Source organism: Bradyrhizobium sp. LVM 105, assembly GCF_003957705.1.
In the GTDB taxonomy this organism is placed as follows: Bacteria; Pseudomonadota; Alphaproteobacteria; order Rhizobiales; family Xanthobacteraceae; genus Bradyrhizobium; species Bradyrhizobium frederickii.
Map to the genome: position 1 here is coordinate 292,430 of NZ_QZMV01000008.1, position 18,847 is coordinate 311,276.

At 62.9% G+C, this 18,847-nt stretch carries 16 protein-coding genes and 2 pseudogenes; 14 read left to right on the forward strand and 4 right to left on the reverse strand.

All coding sequences use genetic code 11. The annotated features are described in order from the left end of the window. The first annotated feature begins 32 nt into the window (after positions 1-32). From D6B98_RS23445 to D6B98_RS23475, 6 genes and pseudogenes are all read left to right on the forward strand, one after another. The gene (locus tag D6B98_RS23445; protein ID WP_126259263.1) at positions 33-2,150 is read left to right on the forward strand and encodes a ParB/RepB/Spo0J family partition protein; all 2,118 of its coding nucleotides are present in this window, start codon (positions 33-35) and stop codon (positions 2,148-2,150) included. Positions 2,151-2,334: 184 nt separating this feature from the next. Beyond that, positions 2,335-6,319, forward strand: a pseudogene (locus D6B98_RS23450) (strawberry notch C-terminal domain-containing protein). Continuing rightward, on the forward strand, positions 6,319-7,380 hold the full coding sequence (locus tag D6B98_RS23455) for a DUF7146 domain-containing protein (protein WP_126259264.1): 1,062 nt from the start codon (positions 6,319-6,321) through the stop codon (positions 7,378-7,380). The pseudogene D6B98_RS23450 and the gene D6B98_RS23455 overlap by 1 nt, the downstream one beginning before the upstream one ends. A 329-nt stretch (positions 7,381-7,709) precedes the next feature. Then, positions 7,710-8,633 (forward strand): DUF2493 domain-containing protein, encoded by a 924-nt coding sequence (locus D6B98_RS23460; protein ID WP_126259311.1) that lies wholly within the window; start codon positions 7,710-7,712, stop codon positions 8,631-8,633. A gap of 134 nt (positions 8,634-8,767) precedes the next feature. Further along, a complete protein-coding gene (locus tag D6B98_RS23465) occupies positions 8,768-9,217 on the forward strand; it encodes a hypothetical protein (RefSeq protein WP_126259265.1) in 450 nt (149 codons plus the stop codon). Positions 9,218-9,792: 575 nt separating this feature from the next. Then, the gene (locus D6B98_RS23475; RefSeq protein ID WP_126259267.1) at positions 9,793-10,113 is read left to right on the forward strand and encodes a DUF736 domain-containing protein; all 321 of its coding nucleotides are present in this window, start codon (positions 9,793-9,795) and stop codon (positions 10,111-10,113) included. 100 nt (positions 10,114-10,213) lie between these two features. Here D6B98_RS23475 and D6B98_RS23480 read toward each other — a convergent pair whose 3' ends face one another. Continuing rightward, positions 10,214-10,462 carry a helix-turn-helix domain-containing protein gene (locus tag D6B98_RS23480; protein ID WP_126259268.1) on the reverse strand — a complete coding sequence of 83 codons (249 nt, stop codon included), beginning with the start codon at positions 10,460-10,462 and terminating at the stop codon, positions 10,214-10,216. Positions 10,463-10,608: 146 nt separating this feature from the next. Here D6B98_RS23480 and D6B98_RS23485 point away from each other — a divergent pair, with 146 nt between their 5' ends. The 8 genes from D6B98_RS23485 to D6B98_RS23525 all read left to right on the forward strand — a co-directional run bounded on the left by D6B98_RS23485 (position 10,609) and on the right by D6B98_RS23525 (position 15,295). Beyond that, positions 10,609-10,881 (forward strand): DUF2285 domain-containing protein, encoded by a 273-nt coding sequence (locus D6B98_RS23485; RefSeq protein ID WP_126259269.1) that lies wholly within the window; start codon positions 10,609-10,611, stop codon positions 10,879-10,881. 165 nt (positions 10,882-11,046) lie between these two features. Next, positions 11,047-11,241 carry a transcriptional regulator domain-containing protein gene (locus D6B98_RS23490; protein WP_126259270.1) on the forward strand — a complete coding sequence of 65 codons (195 nt, stop codon included), beginning with the start codon at positions 11,047-11,049 and terminating at the stop codon, positions 11,239-11,241. A gap of 303 nt (positions 11,242-11,544) precedes the next feature. Next, positions 11,545-11,817 carry a DUF2285 domain-containing protein gene (locus D6B98_RS40935; RefSeq protein WP_235885188.1) on the forward strand — a complete coding sequence of 91 codons (273 nt, stop codon included), beginning with the start codon at positions 11,545-11,547 and terminating at the stop codon, positions 11,815-11,817. Between the two features lie 133 nt (positions 11,818-11,950). Continuing rightward, complete coding sequence (locus D6B98_RS23500; RefSeq protein ID WP_008561544.1) at positions 11,951-12,232, forward strand: helix-turn-helix transcriptional regulator; 282 nt, start codon at positions 11,951-11,953, stop codon at positions 12,230-12,232. Positions 12,233-12,254: 22 nt separating this feature from the next. Continuing rightward, entirely contained in the window at positions 12,255-13,136 is an 882-nt protein-coding gene (locus D6B98_RS23505; protein WP_126259271.1) for a replication initiator protein A, read from the forward strand. 289 nt (positions 13,137-13,425) lie between these two features. Further along, complete coding sequence (locus D6B98_RS23515; protein ID WP_126259273.1) at positions 13,426-13,890, forward strand: DUF2840 domain-containing protein; 465 nt, start codon at positions 13,426-13,428, stop codon at positions 13,888-13,890. Further along, entirely contained in the window at positions 13,887-14,399 is a 513-nt protein-coding gene (locus tag D6B98_RS23520) for a S26 family signal peptidase (protein ID WP_126259274.1), read from the forward strand. Before D6B98_RS23515 ends, D6B98_RS23520 begins: the two co-directional genes overlap by 4 nt. Next, positions 14,396-15,295, forward strand: a complete 900-nt coding sequence (locus D6B98_RS23525; protein WP_245481448.1) for a lytic transglycosylase domain-containing protein — start codon at positions 14,396-14,398, stop codon at positions 15,293-15,295. The genes D6B98_RS23520 and D6B98_RS23525 overlap by 4 nt, the downstream gene beginning before the upstream one ends. 555 nt (positions 15,296-15,850) lie before the next feature. On the opposite strand, the pseudogene tnpC reads toward D6B98_RS23525, so the two are convergent. The 3 genes and pseudogenes from tnpC to tnpA all read right to left on the reverse strand — a co-directional run bounded on the left by tnpC (position 15,851) and on the right by tnpA (position 18,660). Next, positions 15,851-17,386 (reverse strand): annotated as a pseudogene (tnpC, locus tag D6B98_RS23530) (IS66 family transposase). A gap of 69 nt (positions 17,387-17,455) precedes the next feature. Continuing rightward, on the reverse strand, positions 17,456-17,788 hold the full coding sequence (gene tnpB / locus D6B98_RS23535; RefSeq protein WP_126259275.1) for an IS66 family insertion sequence element accessory protein TnpB: 333 nt from the start codon (positions 17,786-17,788) through the stop codon (positions 17,456-17,458). Beyond that, entirely contained in the window at positions 17,785-18,660 is an 876-nt protein-coding gene (gene tnpA / locus D6B98_RS23540) for an IS66 family insertion sequence element accessory protein TnpA (RefSeq protein WP_126259276.1), read from the reverse strand. The genes tnpB and tnpA overlap by 4 nt, the downstream gene beginning before the upstream one ends. Positions 18,661-18,847 lie beyond the last annotated feature (187 nt).

Here is an 18,847-nt window from a genome sequence, read left to right on the forward strand (position 1 = left end):
AGTCTCACGGCCGCCCGTCGTGGAGAGCCAAAATGACGAAAGCCGTCCAAAAGATCACGCTGTCGCCTTCCCGGGACATTCCCTTCAATAAGCTCGTGCTCAGCCAGTCGAACGTTCGCCGCGTCAAGGCCGGTGTTTCGATCGAGCAGCTAGCCGAGAGCATCGCGCAGCGTACGCTTCTGCAAAGTCTGAGTGTCCGGGCCGTTGTTGATGCAGCTGGCAACGAGACCGGCATGTTCGAGGTGCCGGCGGGTGGCAGGCGTTATCGCGCTCTCGAGCTTCTGGTGAAGCAAAAGCGGATGTCGAAGTCGCAGGCGGTGCCCTGCGTTGTTCGCGAAGGGGGCATTGCGGAGGACGATTCGGTGGCGGAGAACGATGAGCGGGTCGGCCTGCACCCGCTCGATCAGTTTCGGGCCTTCCAGACACTCCGCGATCTCGGCATGAGCGAGGAAGACATTGCCGCCCGCCATTTCGTGAACCCTGCAATTGTCAAGCAGCGCCTACGGCTGGCGTCGGTGTCGCCGAAGCTGCATGAAGTCTATGCCGAAGACGGCATGACTCTCGAGCAGCTCATGGCGTTCTCGGTCACGGCCGATCACGCCCGCCAGGAGCAAGTCTGGGAGAATGTCAGCCGTTCCGGCTATGACGAGCCTTACCTTATCCGGCGCTTGCTCACCGAGAACACCGTACGCTGGTCCGATCGCCGCGCCCAATTTGTGGGCCTTGATGCCTATCAGAACGCGGGTGGCGGCGTTCTGCGGGATCTGTTCGAGCACGACGACGGCGGCTGGCTTCAGGACGTCGTGCTGCTCGACCGCCTCGTAACCGAAAAGCTCAAGGCCGAGGCTGAGACGATTGCCGCCGAAGGTTGGAAGTGGATATCGATCGCCGTAGAGTTCCCCTACGGTCACATCCAAGGCCTAAGAGAAATCGAGGGCAGACCTGTCGATCTCTCGCCTGAGGAGCAGGCCACCATCGATGCGCTGAACGCCGAGCAGGCCAAGCTCCAAACCGATTATCAGGATGCCGACGAATTGCCCGACGAGGTCGATCAGCGTCTCGGCGCAATCGAGTCGGCACTGGCGGCATTCGAAGACCGGCCGATGCTTTATGATCAGTCGGAGATCGCCCGAGCCGGCGTCTTCATCAGCATCGATTCCGAAGGGCGCCTCTCCGTGGACCGGGGTTACGTCCGGCCAGAGGACGAGGTGCCGGCAGCCGATCCTGATGCCGAGCAGGGCGCTGATGCGTCGTCGACCGAAGGTCAAGGAGGGGGCTCTTCCGTCCAGCGCTCGGTCATAGCGGTCGCAGGTAGTGCTCCTGATGCTGAAGAAGATGATGAGGACGCGGCCAGGCCTCTGCCGGATCGGCTGATTATCGAGCTGACGGCGCATCGTACGCTGGCATTGCGGGATGCGCTGGCAGAAAATCCAGCGGTCGCGTTCCAGGCGGTGCTGCATAACTTCGTGCTGACGGCCTTTTACCGGTTCGCCTCGTCCGGGAGCTGTCTTGAGATCGGCCTTCGCACGCCAAATTTTCCCGCTCAAGCTCCGGGGCTGCGAGAAAGCGTCTCGGCCAAGGCTGTCGAGGCGCGGCATGAAGCCTGGAAGGCACGGTTGCCGAAGAGCGAGAACGATCTGTGGGACACGCTGACGGCTCTCGATGGTGGTGCACAGGCATCGCTGTTCGCCCACTGCGCGTCATTCGCGGTCAACGCCGTCTTTGAACCGGCCAATCGCGCCAATCAGGGCCGCGTCTCCGCGCACGGTGTCCGCACGCGTCTTGACCAGGCTGACGTGCTGGCGCGCGCGGTCGGGCTTGACATGGCGCAGGCTGGCTGGCGAGCGACCATCGACAACTATTTCGGCCGGGTCACCAAGCCGCGTATTCTGGAGGCCGTGCGGGAAGCGAAGGGCGAGTTGTCGGCGCAACTGATCGACCATCTGAAGAAGGCCGACATGGCCAAGGAGGCCGAGCGCCTTCTGGATGGCTCGGGTTGGTTGCCGGAGCCGCTGCGTCTCGTCGATCCCGATGCGGCGCCAGTGGGACAGGAGGGCGAAGCGGGCCCGCTTCCCGAATTCCTCGCCGATGATGAGGATCAAGAGAACGCCAGCGACGACGATCCGCAACAGCTCGACGCGGCCGAGTGAAAACACAAAGCGGGACGGCTCCGGCCGTCCTGCAGTTGCTTGGGGACCGGTGCAGAATGCCGGTCCCCATTCTTATGGGCGAGGGCTCAGAGGGAGAGCTAGGCCGGGAAGGGTTTGAGCCGTTGGGGCGGAGGAGAGCGCCTGATGGTTCGACTCGTTCCTGCTCTCCGAAAGAAATCCTGCCATGACCGAATCTCTTGCCGGCGGCGTCGCCACGCCGCTCTCCATGCGTGCCGCTGCAAATCTCACCTCAGCCGCCGTCAGGGCCGCGCGACAGCTTCTGACCGAGCTCGAACGCGGCCGGCGCATCGATGCCGCTGTTTTGCGTAGCGCCATGGAAGCCGCCTTTGGCGCTTCGGACACAGCCGGCGTTTGGAACTGGAAAACCGCCTATGACGTCTGCGAGGCGGCAACCGTTCTGTTCCTTCGCAAGTTCGGCCCGGCCATGCGCGCCAAGGCCGGCTCGACCGTCGCCATGCTGCCGATGCTTGTGAAGGTCGCGAGCTGTTTGCCGACCCATACGCGGCGTTCCGAGGACAGTCAGGCGCTTCAGCAATTCTCGACACCGATCCAGCTCGGGCTTGCGGCATGCACCGCAGCCGGCATTACGCCGGCCGATCGCGTCCTGGAGCCCTCCGCGGGGACCGGTTTGCTCGCCGTGTTTGCCGAGCTCGCTGGCGGTGCCTTGGTGATGAACGAACTGGCCGAGGCCCGCGCGTCGCTGCTCGATCATCTCTTCGCAAGCGTTAAGGTTACGCGGTTCGACGCCGCCCAGATCGACGATCATCTCGACGCCAGTTTCGTACCAAGCGTCGTACTGATGAACCCGCCGTTCTCCGCGTTGGCCAATGTCGATCGACGGATGGCGGATGCGGCTCTCCGCCACGTCGCTTCGGCGTTCGCGCGTCTTTGCGACGGTGGACGCCTCGTCGCCATCGCTGGCGCGAGCTTCGCGCCGGATAACCCGACATGGCGAGATGCCTTTGTGCGGCTCCAGGAACGCGGGCGGGTCGTCTTTTCTGCGGCTCTCGACGGCAGCTTTTACGCCAAGCATGGCACTCGGACGGATACGAGGCTGCTTGTGATCGACAAGCTGCCCGCCGCAGATCCGAAAGCTTTTCCTGCCTCGCCAGGAATGGCGGGCGATGTCGCGACCTTGCTTGGCTGGGTGAACCAGCAAGTGCCTGAAAGGCTGCCCGTCGCCTCACCATCGGAGATCGCTGCTATCGGGCGGCCAGCAACGTCACGATCGGTCGGCCCCGTTGCACCAACTTCTTCGTCCTCTTCGATAACCGCAGCGCCAGAAGGTGTCGAACTTGCGTACGAAACGGTCGAATGGTCGCCGCCGGAAGGCGGCCGGCTGACCGATGCACTTTACGAGGAGTATGGATTGCAGTCGATCCGTATTTCGGGATCGTGCGCACATCCGACCAAACTCGTTCAATCCGCGGCGATGGCTTCCGTTGCGCCACCGAAGCCATCCTATCGTCCGCACCTGCCCGTCAATGTTATGGCAGACGGACTTCTGTCGGACGCTCAGCTCGAGAGCGTCATCTATGCAGGCGAGGCGCATTCTGAGTTTCTCTCGGGCTCCTGGACGGTCGACGCGACCTTTGATGTTCTGGCCGCCGCGCGCGACGACGCAGAGAATGCCGTCCGCTTTCGACGTGGCTGGTTCTTGGGCGATGGCACCGGGGCGGGCAAGGGGCGGCAGGTCGCGGGGATCCTGCTCGACAACTGGCTCAAGGGCCGCCGCCGCGCGGTCTGGATCAGCAAGTCGGACAAGCTGATCGAAGATGCACAGCGTGACTGGCGCCACCACGGTTCATAATCTCGCTTATGCCCAACGCCTCGGCCTTTGGGGCGGCGCCGACTTTCCGTTCGCCACCCGTGCCGAGTTCGTCGAAGCGATCGAGGAGGGCGGCGTCGCAGCCATGGAAGTGCTGGCGCGTGACCTCAAGGCGCTCGGTCTCTACGCGGCTCGCTCGCTCTCCTACGAAGGCGTCGAGTACGACCTGGTGGAGCACCAACTTACGCCGGAGCAGGTTCGCATTTACGATGCCTATGCCGGTGCGTTCAGCGTAATCAATAACAACCTCGATGCGGCGATGCGAGCCGCCAACATCACAGGCGCAACGGGAACGCTGAACGGGCAGGCCAAATCTGCGGCACGGTCCGCCTTCGAAAGCGCCAAGCAGCGCTTCTTCGGGCATCTTTTGACATCGATGAAGACGCCGTCGCTCATCCGATCGATCGAGAACGATCTTGAGTCTGGACACGCCGCGGTCATCCAGATCGTCTCGACCGGTGAGGCGTTGATGGAGCGTCGGCTCGCCGAGATTCCGACTGAGGAGTGGGGCGACGTACAGGTCGATATCACCCCACGCGAGTATGTTCTCGACTATCTCGCCCATTCCTTTCCCGTCCAGCTTTACGAGCCCTTCACCGATCAGGAGGGCAACCTCTGCTCCCGGCCTGTCTATCGTGACGGTCAGCCGGTCGAGAGCCGGGAAGCTGTCGCTCGCCGGGACCGTCTCATCGAAGAGCTCGCCTCGCTGCCGCCGGTCCCGGGCGCGCTGGACCAGATCGTGCAGCGCTTCGGCACCGACATGGTCGCTGAATTGACCGGCCGCTCGCGCCGCATCGTTCGCAAGGGCGACCGGCTGGTCGTCGAAAACCGGGCCGGCTCCGCCAACCTCGCCGAAACCTCTGCCTTCATGGACGATCTCAAGCGCATCCTCGTGTTCTCCGACGCGGGCGGCACGGGGAGGAGCTACCATGCAGAGTTGTCAGCCCGGAATCGCCGCCTGCGGGTCCATTACCTGCTCGAGCCCGGCTGGAAGGCGGACGCCGCGATCCAGGGGCTCGGCCGGACCAATCGGACCAACCAGGCGCAGCCGCCGCTGTTTCGTCCGATCGCGACCGATGTGAAGGCCGAAAAGCGCTTTCTCAGCACCATTGCCCGCCGGCTCGATACGCTAGGAGCGATCACCCGCGGCCAGCGCCAGACCGGGGGGCAGGGCCTGTTTCGGCCGGAGGACAATCTCGAAAGCCAGTACGGGCGTGACGCGTTGCGTCAGCTCTACACGTTGTTGGTGCGCGGCAAGGTCGAAGGCTGCTCGCTCGAAGAGTTCGAGGATGCCACCGGGCTGAAACTGACGGATGCCAATGGGCTCAGGGATGACCTACCGCCGATCACGACCTTCCTGAACAGGCTTTTGGCGCTCACCATCGACCTACAGAATGTCCTGTTCACCGCCTTCGAGCAGCTCTTGACCGGTCGGATCGAAGGCGCAGTCGCGTCGGGCACCTACGACGTCGGGCTGGAAACGCTCCGCGCCGAAAGCTTTGTCGTCACTAACCGGCGGACGATCTACGCCCATCCGGGCACCGGCGCCGAGGCCCGGCTGCTCAAGATCACGCAGCGCCAGCGCAACCATCCTGTGGGCCTGGACGATGCTCTTGCTCGTGTTTCCGATCGTCAGGCTGTCCTGCTAATCAATGAGCGCTCTGGACGAGCCGCCGTGCAGGTCCCGGCGGTGAGCGTCATGCTCGACGACGGCGAGATCGAACGGCGCGTCCGCCTGGTCCGGCCGATGGAGCAGCACACGGTCGCCTTGAACATGATGGCGGAAAGCCATTGGGCCGAGGCGGACCGTGAGCGCTTCGCTGCGGCATGGCTGGCGGAGCTTGCCGAGGTCCCCGAGTTCTCGGAAAGCACGATCCACGTCGTGGCGGGCTTGCTGCTACCGATTTGGAAGCGGCTGCCGAACGAATCGACCCGTGTCTATCGGCTCCAGAGCGATGCGGGCGAGCGCATCATCGGTCGCAAGGTTTCTGCCGCGTGGGTCGCAAACGTCCTTGCGACGGACGCGCCTTCACTGACGCCGGGCGCAGCCTTTGCCGCGCTGATGGGGGGGCGGGCCGTTATCGATCTTGCGGAGGGGCTCCAGCTTCGCCGCGTCCAGGTGATGGGTGCACATCGCATCGAGCTCTCGGGATTCAACGACACAATGCGCGATCGCCTCCGTGCTGACGGCCTCTTTGGGGAGATCATCTCCTGGAAGCTGCGGATGTTCGTGCCCACGGACGCGAGCGGCGTCGAGGTCCTGTCGAAAGTGCTCGACACTTATCCGGTAGCGCGCATCAGTGAGCGGGAGGCTGTGTGATGTCGCGCGACGCCTCCGAACTGGCACGCCGCCTCGCGCGCGACGCCGAGGCGGTGTGCAGGCACTATCTCTCCCGCGGCAAGCGAGCGGGGCGATACTGGGTAGTCGGCGACGTCCACAACGCGCCGGGCCGCTCGTTGTTCGTCCGGCTCCAGGAATCGCCGAAGGGACTCGCGGGGAAATGGACCGACGCCGCGACCGGAGAACATGGTGATCTCCTCGACATCATTCGCGAAAGTCTGGCGTTGCGAGACTTTCGCGAGGTCGTAGAGGAGGCGAGGCGGTTTCTGAAGCTGCCTCGTTCACAGCCGCAATTCGCTCCGAAACCCATTCGTTCAGTCGCGCCAGCCGGATCGCAGGAAGCCGCTCGTCGGCTCTTTGCGATATCAAGCCCGATTAAAGGGACGCTAGCCGAGACGTACTTGCAAGGCCGCGGAATAGGCCAAATCCATCATGGTGGCAGCCTTCGCTTCCACCCGCGTTGTTACTACCGACCGGACGAGCATTTGCCGACCGAAACATGGCCGGCGATGATAGGCTCGGTCACGGACCTCGAGGGACGGATCACCGGCGTGCATCGCACCTGGCTAGATCCACACGGCTCCGATCGCGTGCGGCTCGGCAAGGCCCCGATCGACACGCCACGACGGGCCATGGGCGACCTGCTTGGCAACGCCGTTCGCTTCGGAGTGGTGGACGACGTGCTCGCTGCGGGCGAGGGGATCGAGACCATGCTGTCGCTGCGTTATGTACTGCCGACCTTGCCCATGACCGCTGCTCTCTCTGCCAATCACCTCTCAGCGATGTTGCTGCCGTCTGGCCTGCGACGTCTCTATATCGCCCGCGACGACGATGCCGCGGGAGATGCCGGACAGGCTATTCTTGCCCAGCGCGCGGAAGCCGTCGGGATTGAAGTGATCCCGCTGTCGCCTCGACTGGGCGACTTCAACGAAGATCTGCACATCTTCGGCCTCGAGGCCCTCCGAGCAGCGTTGCTCCTTCAACTCGTACCGGAGGACGTCGTCCGCTTCCTGCATTCTCCGACGGTAGCTGCGGAATAGCCCGTGCGCTTCGATCGGGGACGACAGCCCGGTCACGACGCGTCCAATGCCGGAAGAGCACGCGACCACGGCCTTCTGGAGGGCGATCGGACGGCAAGCGGCTCGGGCCGGCAATGGCTGCGTCCGGCTATTTTCCGCCGCGCGTGGGCGATGGAAGACACATTATTTATCTGGCCAGCGCGCTTTGCATCGCGAAGCAAAATAGCCGGCCTCCGCCATCCTCCGCTGCGCTTCGGCCCTTCGGGTTCTGGCCCGGTCCGCCCGCCGTCTGAGTGATCGCCACGAAGGCCGCGATGGGCGCGGTCGATCCGGCAAAGGGCCTCTCCACCATGACCGACCACGACGACACCGAGGTGCAGCACGTCTCTTCTCCAACCGATCACGTTCTCACCGAATTGCAGCTCTTCGGTTACCGCCCCTTCGACGACCAGCCCGATCCACGGCCGCTTCCCGAGGGCAGGATCGTCGCCGTAGCCGTCGCCGACATCTTCGATGCCCTGGTCGCGACCTTGAGCGACACTCGGCTCGAGCCGGATCTTGACGATCTGCTCTGGTCGACTGTCAACCTGTTCCATCGTGCCGTCGACCGCATCGAACGCCAACTCGACGACAACGAACAGGCGCAGCAGAAGAGCCAGCGCGAGCAGAACGGCTCCGAAGTCCGATCCGTCGAACTCGAGCGCATTACGGCGGAAGGCATCACGCTGATTGAGCGCCGCAACTGCCTGGAACTCTTCCGTGACCAGGCCATCGAGCGCTTCGAGACACACACCGGCTCATTCTGGCGTCCCCGATCGGGATCACTGGTGAACCACCGCACGCTCACCGCAGCGATGATCGACTCCCGCGACTTCATCGCAGCCAAGCGCCGCACTGAGACCGAGGTCATGTTGCCGGCGGGCCCGAAGATCGCACTCACCGGCGGGCTCGACTTCAACGACCACCACCTGATCTGGGATCGTCTCGACAAAGCTCACGCCAAGCATCCCGACATGGTCCTGCTCCATGGCGGCTCGCCGAAAGGGGCCGAACTGATCGCCTCCAAATGGGCGATCACCCGCAAGGTGCCTCAGATCGCTTTCAAGCCCGACTGGACAAAGCATGCTAAGGCAGCGCCTTTCAAGCGGAACGACGCCATGCTCGAACTCCTGCCGATCGGCCTCATGCACTTCCCGGGCACGGGAATTCAGGACAACCTTGCCGACAAGGCAAAGCGGCTCGGCATTCCCGTCTGGAAGTTCGGCGGCGCGTAAGCGCCGTCACCTCGAAGACGCCAAGGTGGAGTTGCACGCCGCAACTCCGCCTCGTTTCGGTCTCATATCCAGAGTTGCGCCGTGGTGGTGGTGGAAGGCGCGACTGGTACATCTATGCACATGGAGCCACCACCATGCTCGCTATTGGGCTTGTTCTCAACACACTCGGCATCGGCTTGTTCTGCTGGGCGATCTTTACACTCGCCGTGTATGCGTTGCCGCTTTTCGTCTCCCTGAGTATCGGGATGATAGCGTTTCAGAGCGGTGCCGGCCTCATCGGCGCGCTGCTTCTTGGAACGGCCGGCGGTGCGCTGACGCTCGTCCTAGGCCAGGTCGCCTTTGCTGTTACTCGGTCCTCGGCCTTGCAAATCGCGATCGCGACAGCATTTGCTGTTCCCGCGGCTGTCGCCGGCTATCATGTGGTGTTCGCGGTGTCCCAGATCGGGGTGCCTTCGCCGGCTTGGCGTGAGGTCTTCGCTTGCCTCGGCGCAGTCTGCATTGGCGTTACGTCATGGACGCGCTTGATGGTTTTGGCGAAGACCCGCTCGTTCGAGCCGGGCGGGGTCTTGGAGAATCCGTCCTAACCAGTTCTTACGGCCGCATGGCCCGAGAGGATGACCGTTCACCGCCTTCGTCGACGAACAGGTTCGCGTAGATCGGCGCGCTGAGCGATGACTAAAGCCTGATCGCGGGAGAGGCAATCCTCCTCCGAACTCCTTGATCAAGCGGCGGCATCCGGTCTGGCCCACGCAGCCGCGGCGGAGCGGTGTTGCCTCGATTCGTTTCTGGGAGACGATGGCGCCCTTTGCAGCAGATTGTTTCTCTTTCCGCGCTGAATCGTTCCGACCTCTTGTTCATCAGAACCGAGATAGCCACGCTTCTCCAGAGATTGTGGTTCAGCACGCAGACGCACGTGGCCTCGTTGATGGCTTGATCTGGCCGAAGACCGGCTTCGCCTCGATCGTCTGAGCCGCAACGCCGTTGATGCGACTTTCTTCCCCTGGGCTTCGCCCATTCCTCGCGAGACAAGAAAGTCGCCACAACGACGTCCTCCGCTGCGCTCCGGCCCGCGAGCGAGTGCGTCGCCGATCGTCCTCGGCCCTAGATCGCCATCGAGGCCGCGGTGGTCGCGGGCTCGAAACACAACAGGAGAAGTGACATGGCTAACATCGGTTCTTTCAAGAAGGTCGGCAACGAGTTCCAGGGCGAGATCGTCACCCTGAGCCTGAAGGCCAAGGGCGTCCGCATCGTCGCCGAGACCAACCGCTCCAATGACAACGCCCCCAGCCACCGAATCTATGTGGGCCGGGCGGAGATCGGCGCAGCCTGGTCGAAGCGTTCCGAGGAAGGCCGCGACTACCTCTCGCTCAAGCTGGACGCCCCCTCGTTCAACGGGCCGATCTACGCGAACCTGTTCGACGACGAAGGCGGTGAGGGCTACACCCTGCTGTGGTCGCGGCCGCGCAAGACTGGCGAGTAGGCCCACTCCATCAAGCCCCGTCCGGTCCGCCGGGCGGGGCTTCTCATCCTTGGCATCAGTGAGCGCAAACCGGCCGCCGGATCGAGCGGCTCGACATCAATCACTCGGCCTGTCCCCGAGTCTTCTTCTTGGCGCTTGTGGGCGGGCGAGTGAGCAGGTCGGCGGCCTCGACACCCAGGCTGCGCGCGAGCCGATCGACAACGTCGATACCCGCCGCATAAACGCTTCGCTCGAGTGCGCTGATATAAGTGCGGTCAATTTCAGCACGATGAGCCAATTCCTCCTGTGACAAACCACGGGCCTGCCGGAGCTTCCGCAAATTGATTGCAAGTATCTCGCGTATATCCATACGCGAGAGGGCATGTCCTTGAAGAGTATTTCACCACGGAGTATTCTCGACAAAACACCCTCCGGATGGCTCCCGCGACAGTTTTAACGCTTCTGCTCCTTCCGGACCGCGTGTTAGAAATTGTCTAATCTAAGGCGTGGAGTCTTATGAGGAAGCCGCCGCTCGACCCAGACGTCGCCGATGCTGCGCCTGCAGATCAAATTCTCACTGTCTACGATGAGCGGCATGTGGTGACCTACATGCGCCTTCTGCAGGCCGAAAGCGAAGGGGCTGACTGGATGGAAGTCGCTCAAATCGTGCTGCACATCGATCCGGTGCGGGAGCCGGACCGTGCGCGAAGCGCATATCAGAGTCACCTTGCGCGGGCCAAATGGTTGACCGAGCAGGGCCGCCTATTACGTGGCACTGGCTCCAAATAGAAGAAAATTATCGACTGACGACTCGCAGGCAGAACTATTTTCTTTTGCTGATTGGTGGTCACTCCGGTGCACCACGTGGTGCCAAACTAGGGGCTTCCTACAACCGCTTCGTTCATACCTATTGCGGCGCAATCGTTGTTAGCTGTGTGCAATGGGGCGGAAACAATGCCTGAATTCGACTGGCGGTCGCCGGATTCCTACAAGAGCCTACAGGACGCCGAAATCACCGACATCGCCTGGGAATGTCTTCGCCGCAACGCGGACTATCGACGCGACTTTGAGGCGATGATCGCCACCAGCCCAGATGGCGAAGCGACCACCGAGTTCAGGAGGAAGTGGGGCACCTGCTTTCGCCCATGACCCGCAGCGGTCCTTCGACGAGCAGATAATCTTTTGGGCGCCTGAGGTTCTAACGACCGTCGTTCCAGTCACGGTCGCGTCGCCCGCCGGTCGCAGTTCGGCCTCCCGGCCACTGCTCGACCTTGCAGCGGGGCAGGTACGCCGCGCCGCCGATGGCTGGCATGTCGTGCTGCGCATCGGGCAACGGATCACCGTGTCTGGTCGAAAGAGCCTCCCGTGGTAGGCGCGTCATACGCAGCCGAACTGGCGTTTGACGGCGATTTCGGCGCGCGTGCCTATGCAGCCCGACGGCTATGGCGCGCGATGAGTGGACGCGCGCCCGGCCCTGCATTTCACAAGTTATCTAAGCAGCGGCGCGAGCGCCTGAGCGCCGCGATCCGTGCGCTCGATGCGCATAGCGCCGGCGGCAGTTATCGCGTTATCGCCGAAGGGCTGTTCGGCAAAAGGCGCATCCCCGATCACGCCTGGAAGACGCATGATCTGCGCAATCGGACAATCCGCTTGGTGCAAGGCGGCCTCACGTTGATGCGCGGTGGTTACCGCAAACTCCTGCGGCCCGGACGCAAGGACGAGTAGCGCAGTCCTCAAGGGGTGCCGAAAATCGTACCTCCAACATTCAGCATCCCCCTCCGAGATCTTGCTTCTCCATGATGACCCCACACACGCCGGCCTAGCCAAGCGTGGTGCGCTGTCCTCCTGGAGTTCTCAAATGCCCGATCCGATGGCCGGTCTTCCCCCGCGATTCCTGCGTACACCTGAGGCGGCGCGCTATCTTGGCCTGTCCGGCCGCACGCTGGAGAAGCACCGCACGTACGGCACCGGGCCGACGTATCGGAAGATCGGCGGACGTGTTGTCTACGCCGTCGATGACCTGAAAGCATGGGCCGACCGGGGCGCCAAGACATCGACCTCCGACCCCGGCAAGGGAACGGTGCTGCCGGCCAAGAAGCATCCCGCGCTGCGCCCTTATGCCGGCCAGGAACGTCGCTGATCACCACGGAAGGACTGTGATCATGCGGCGCAAAGTCCATTCCGAGCGCGATCAGCTTGAGCTCTTTCGGGCACTGCCCGGTGACCTTGCGCCCCGCGACGCGCAGGATCTGATGGCATATCCGTTCTTCTCGCTCGCAAAGACCAAGCGGATCGTGCCGATCGATTTCCGTGCCGGTGCGATTGCAATTCGTGTCGAAGCCGTGCCGGAACACGGCATGGCAACCATCTGGGATGCAGACGTTTTGATTTGGGCCGCGTCCCAGATCGTCGAAGCCCGCGACGCAGGCTTGAAGACGTCGCGCCTGATGGCTGCAACGCCTTACGAGATTTTGACGTTCGTGGGCCGCGGCACCAGCGCACGTGACTATGACCGCCTGAAGGCTGGTCTGGACAGACTTCAGTCAACGACCGTGCTGACGTCGATCCGTCAGCCGGCAGAACGGCGGCGGCATCGTTTCTCCTGGATCAACGAGTGGAAGGAGACGGCCGATGCTAACGGCCGCCCGTTCGGGCTCGAACTGATCCTGCCTGATTGGTTCTATGCCGGCGTGATCGATGACGCGCTCGTGCTGACAATTGATCGCTCGTATTTCGATCTGACGGGCGGGCTTGAGCGGTGGCTCTACCGGCTCGTGCGCAAGCACGGCGGTCGTCAGGACGGCGGCTGGAGCTTTGACCTTGTGCATCTCCATGCCAAGTCCGGCATTCTCTCGCCGCTCAAGCACTTTGCTTACGACGTGCGCCAGATCGTCCAGCGCCAGATATTGCCCGGCTATCAGCTCGTGCTCACGCGCGACCCGAACGGCATCGACCGCCTGAACTTCACGCCAACGCCTGTTGCTCCCTTAACGGCCCGCCCGGGTCGGCGCGGTCTCATTCCAAATTCGGAGGACAACCTGTGAATCAGCTCGTGCTATCGGGGACCGCAACCCTCGTGCTATCGGGGACCCGATCCTCGTGCTATCGGGGACCGGAATCGGACTTAAGCGCTTGCTTCTCCGCGCTTTCCGGCCGCTCTAACTTTACTAACCAGAAATCCTTCGGATTTCTTCTAACGGACCAGGCGGAAAGCCGCCTTGGCGGCGCCCGGAAACGCCGGTCCGTCAGTCTAGCTCGCCCTTGCGGGCCACGCACACTCTCCGCCGCGCCTCAAGCTTACGGCTACCAGCTCCAGCGTCATGGAGCCGCCGCATGAGCGATCTCACGGAAGTGGAAGTGTTGTGGCTCGAGAAGCGTATCGAAAACCGCATTCGGTTCGGCCGCGTTGTCGAGGAACGCAAGATCGATCGCCACCGGTGTGTCCTGTCATTTGCGCCCGGCAGCATCTTTGCCTTCGTCCGTTGGACCTCCAACGACCTTGGGACAATCATTTCTCGGATCGACATCTTGCGCGCGGTCGCGCCGGGACAGCGCTGCTCGACTGTACCGTACGTGAAGCCCGGCGGACAGATCTTGCTGCGGCTGTCTGGTTGGCCGAAGGTCGAACGGGTGCTGCAGATGGTCGATGCCGTCGAGGCCCTCGGTATCGATCCCGCTGATGTTGCGCCTGATCATTGGCATCACGTTCATAACCGTCTGTCCGTCAACGAGAACCCGCGTCCCTATACGAAAGCGCGCCACCAGGCCTGGCTTCACCGTCAGAGGGTAATGCGATGACGGGACGCCTGAAGACGCTGGCCGCGAGTTTTGTGGCTGCTGCTGCGCTCGTCGCGACGATCGCCCTGGAGCCGCTTCCGCTCTACATCTGGAATGCGTCCGCGAGCGTGCCGATCGGACTCTATCGCTTGCGACCGGCGGAACAATTCCATGTCACTGAATTGGTCGCCGTGCAGCCACCGGACCTGCTCGCGACCTTCCTCGATCTTAACGGCTATTTGCCCATTGGCGTCCCCATGCTCAAGCGCGTGCTCGCCCTGCCGGGGCAGAGTGTTTGCAGAATCGGCCTCGCGATTTCGGTCGACGACATCGCCGTGGGCGAGGCGAGGGATCGCGACAGACGCGGCCGGCCGCTGCCGAAGTGGCAGGGCTGCCGCGTGGTCGGAGACGGCGAGCTCTTTCTCATGAACTGGCAGTCTCACGACTCTCTTGATGGCCGATATTTTGGATTTTTGCCGGCGTCGGCAGTGATCGGCCGTGCGCTGCCGGTGTGGACGTGGGAGGAGTGATCGTGCGTGTTCCACGTGTTCAGACCGCCATTCCTCCGTTCGATCGATTGCGAGATCATTCCTCCACCTCGATGAGCGTCCGCGAGGCCGCCGCGCGCAGCGGCGGTCCAGGGCGGCCGAATACCCGGCGCGGAGAAGCATTGCCCTGGACGGGTGCCGGCACGACAGCATGCTTGGCCCAGTTGTGCGCGCGTGTTTGGGTTCTCGCTTCGCTGCTGCTCATCTGCCCTGTGCCGCACGGTGCCGCCGTCGCCGAGAGCAGAGCGGCCGCGGTTCGAACGGTCACAAAAACGAGGAACCAATTCGCAGCTTTCGTCGACGAAGCTTCAGAGCGCTTTGCAGTTCCGGTGAACTGGATTGGTTCAGTCATCAACATCGAAAGCGCTGGAGACGTGCACGCCAGGTCGGCCAGAGGCGCATTGGGCCTGATGCAGATCATGCCGGCGACTTGGGGGGAACTTCGCGAGCGCTACAATCTCGGGAACGACCCCTACGACCCGCATAACAACATTCTGGCCGGTACGGCCTATTTGCGCGAACTGCTCGATCGGTATGGCTCGCCTGGCGTGTTTGCCGCGTACAACGCGGGACCCTCTCGCTATGAAGAGCATCTTGCAGGCGGCTCTCTGCCAGATGAGACGCGAGCATACGTCGCAAAACTTGCAAGTCTGCTTGCCATCGAACTGCCGCCGAGATGGCCGTCCAGCGGACAGTCAGCAGCAGCTGCAACGCTATTCGTCACGCGATCCGGTCTCATGAAAACACGCGTTCGGTTGCCGGCGCTCATGCCGTCGGGCGGCGTCACGACTGCAATCTCTGCGCCCGATGTTTCGCCCATGGTCCCCCGGCCTATTGGCGTGTTTGTCCCTCGATCGGATGCGGGAGTATCGCAATGACCAAGTGCGCGGGTTCGCAAGCCTTCGTGTGCTTCACCAAGAAGGTGCCGCGTATTGATGGCGTATGGGCGATGCCTTCGGCCCGCGCTCTACTCGTCGCTTCGCTCCTCACCGAGCCACCCTTCGGGTGCCTCGGCCCTTCGGGTAACGATCGCTATCGCAAGCGCTCGGAAGCAGTGGGGGCTTCGCGAGTTGGCTGCGAAGTCGCGGCGGCTCTTTCGGCGACCGGGAGACCACGACGGCAGGACGGGCACATGGTTCTCTCGGCCAATTGGCGTGTTCGTGCCTCGATCGATTCAGGAGCATCGCAATGACCAAGCGTGCGGGTTCGCAAGCTGACGGCGTACGGGCGATGCCTTCGGCCCGCGCTCTACTCGTCGCTTCGCTCCTCACCGAGCCACCCTTCGGGTGTCTCGGCCCTTCGGGTAACGATCGCTATCGCAAGCGCTCGGAAGCAGTGGGGGCTTCGCGAGCCGGCTGCCAAGTCGCGACGGCTCTTTCGGGATCCGGCGACTGGGAGACCACGACGTATGCGTCCGGATCCTGCACATGAGCTCAGGCCTTGACAGGATGCTGAGCGTTCCAAGTCCACGGCAGCAGTTCGTCCAGACGGTTGATCGGATGTCCGTCGACCATTCGCTGCAGCACGTCACGCAGGTATGCGTAAGGCTCGACGTCATTGAGCTTGCACGTCTCGATCAGCGAACAGAGGATTGCCCATCGTTCCCCGCCGCCGTCGCTACCGGCAAAGAGATGGTTCTTGCGGCCGAGCGCCACAGGTCGGATCGCCCGCTCGACGGGGTTCGTGTCGAGTTCGATGCGGCCGTCATGGAGGAAGCGGGTCAATCCATCCCAGCGCGACAGCGCGTACCGGATCGCTTCGGCGAGATTGCCGCGGCCGGGCAGTTGCGGGAGCTGAACCTCGAGCCAAAGGCGAAGGCTGTCAATGATCGGCTTGGCGAGTGCGCGCCGCGTGGCCAGCCGATGCGCTGGCGATTGACCACGCACCTGCGCTTCGACGGCATAGAGGCTGGCGATGCGGCGCAGGGCCTCGTGCGCGATGGGCGTGTCCTCGGCTTGCGCAACCTCGTAGAACTTGCGCCTGGTGTGCGCCCAACATGCGGCGAGAGTGATGTTTCCGGCGCCAGTCAGCCGCTAGAATCCAGCGTAACCGTCGACGTGCAGAACGCCCCTAAAGTGCGTCAGATGCGCTGCCGGGCGCTCCGCTTTCCGGTCGGGCGCGAACACATAAACCGCAGCTGGTGGCTCAGGCCCAGCCCAGCTCCGTTGATCGCGGGCATACACCCACAGCCGTCCGGTTTTGGTGCGCCCGCGGCCAGGATCGAGCACCGGGATTGGAGTGTCGTCGGCAAACAGGTGATCCGACGCGAACATGTGCTCGCACAGCCGATCGTGCAGGGCCGCAAACCACCAGCACGCGCCGCCGACCCATCCGGCCAATGTCGAGCGCTCCAGTTCGACGCCATGGCGGGCAAAAATCTGCGCCTGTCGATAGAGCGGTGTGTGGTCGCAGTATTTGCTGACCAGCACCTGCGCGAGCATGGCTGGCGTGGCCAAACCGCCGGCGATCGGTCGTTCGGGCGCCGGTGCCTGGGTGATCGTTCCGCAGCTGCGGCAGGCATATTTCGGGCGGCAGACGCGCACCACGCGCAACTGCGCTGGTACCCAGTCCAGCATCTCGCTGACACTCTCACCGATCGCATGCAGCGCGCCGCCGCAGCACGCGCATTTCTCGCTATCGACGTTGAGCACGACCTCTTCGCGGGGCAGATGATCCGGCAGTGGCTTGCGCTTCGGCCGCAGTTTCTGCGTCGGCGCAGACGCCTCCACCGAGGCTTGATCTGCCTCGACAGCCGACAGATCGACGTCCAGGTCTTCCAGTCCAAGGGCGAGTTGATCGGCGTCGAGACGCTCGGAACGACGCCCAAATTGTGCACGCTGAAGCTGTTTGATGATTGCCTGGAGACGCTGGATCTCGCTGTTCCGATGCGTGATGACCGAAGCAATGTCGCGCACCAGGCGATGCAGAAGCGCAGTATCCGACGGCAGATTGTCGAGATCGAGCTGCATGACCGATTCTACTCGGACACGCTGATTCGACGAAGCAACTTCGCTATATTCTATGCGTGTTTTTGCGATTCAACCCGCGATGACCGGGCGCCATCGACGCTCGGGTGTGCGCCAATCGATGCCTTCGATCAGCATGGCAAGCTGCGCCGGGGACAGCGTCACCGTGCCGCCCGGATCGCTCATTCTCGGCCAGATGAAGCCGCCTTGGTCGAGCCTTTTGCTGAACAGACAAAGGCCGTTGCCGTCCCAGAACAGGATCTTAAGCGTGCTTGCCTTCTTGCCTCGGAAGGCAAACAGGTGGCCGGAGAATGGGTCCTTCTTGAGGTGTTCCTGAACGAGAGCGGCGAGGCCATCCAGGCCCTTCCGCATGTCGGTATATCCCATGGCCGGCACGATCATCATCGGGCAGTCTCCTGCTCAATGACGTGGCGACGGACTGCATCCGGGTCACTGCCGATCGGTGCGAAGACGCGACGCCCATCGTCCAATTCGACAACCGTCATGCCGTCAGGCGGCTGCAACAGATCATTCAGGACGAGCGTTGCGGATTGTGCGCCAGCGACCCTCACAGCCGCCAATTTCGCCGGCACTCGCTTGCTGAACCCGAACTGTACCCGCCACCGGAACAACATGCTGGTGACGATGCCGTGGCGCCGGCAAACCTCGGCAGCGGTGGCACCGGGGAGCTCGGACTGGGTCACAATCGCGAGCTTTTCCTCCTCACTGAAGCGACGCCGGTTGGCGCGTTCGTCGCTCGGCGGATCGACGGCTGGTGCATCTGTCAAGCGGCTTCTTGCGCGAGACCCCTTAGCAGCGCTGCTAACACTAGTGCTTATTAGTGGGCGGGCACTCGGATGAAGTTGCGTCCGCCAGTCGATTTCCACCTCATTGGCGTCGATCAGATCGCGCCACCGTTTCAGGCTGTGCTGCGATATGCCATGTGCCCGGGCATAGGCTTGCATGCTCAGTCCGCACCACCTCATCGCTTCAACGTGCATTGTCCAGAACGCTTGGACGGCTCTGCAGCGCTGGTCCTTCGACACTGGACTCCGCTTCTTGCGAAGCCGCTCCCGACGTTCCTCGCGACGCAATTCCGCACGTACTTTCAGCGTTTCGGCGTCAATCAGATGCCGCAGCCAGCGATCGAATGTGCCGCCACTGAGACGATGCTGACGACAGTATTTGCGCTTGCTGAGACCGCTTCGCCGCCACGCCTCAACCTGTACCGACCAAAAAGAGCGACGCGCTTCGTTCTTGAAATATTCCGTACCCACCGGAGATCCTCCAATGCAGCAAGGAACCCGATATGGAACGACAACGCACTCTCGGAAAGTCGTGCAGGATTCGGACGCTTACACCACGACGGCAGGACGGCTAGATAAAAGGGGCTCGCCGGTCGAACCGCAAGCCATTGGCATGGCTTGGGTTCTGGCGTGCCGATCGGTCGGGGCGCGTGCCGCG